Consider the following 439-nt stretch of genomic DNA (forward strand, 5'->3'; position numbering starts at 1 on the left):
GCGCCGACCAGATCGCCGCCTATTTCGAGGCAACGCTGCTCGCCGGCTTTTCGACCGCCGAGGCGACCGAGTTCTTCGGCCGTCCGCGCGGCTTCAATGCCGACCGCTTCGATTTCACGCCACGTTCGGTGACCTGGGCGCAGAACGCGTTTCTGAAACGGTTTTCGGCGATCGAGACGTCGCGGCATCAGGTTTCGGCGACCGCAATCGGCTAAAGCGCGTCGCGCTGAAACGGATTCACGCGACGCGCTTTAGGTCTTTTTATGCATGTCATTCCCCCAAAACCGAGGTCACTTTTGGGCGACATGCATTAAAACGCTAAATTAACCAGCGGCGACCACAGTAGCTTGTTCGATCACGGTCCGCAGGCGCGCTCATGCCCGTCGCTGATGCCAAGGATGGTTCGGCCGTCCCGAAACGGGAGGCCGAAGGCATGGAC

1 pseudogene is annotated in these 439 nt (G+C 60.4%); it reads left to right on the forward strand.

The features are described 5' to 3' along the window. A pseudogene (locus EN994_RS34990) lies at positions 1 to 215 on the forward strand (hydrolase); the annotation flags it as partial. Between the last annotated feature and the right edge of the window lie 224 nt (positions 216 to 439).

This window comes from Mesorhizobium sp. M7A.F.Ca.CA.002.09.1.1 (assembly GCF_003998555.1).
Taxonomy (GTDB): Bacteria; Pseudomonadota; Alphaproteobacteria; order Rhizobiales; family Rhizobiaceae; genus Mesorhizobium; species Mesorhizobium ciceri.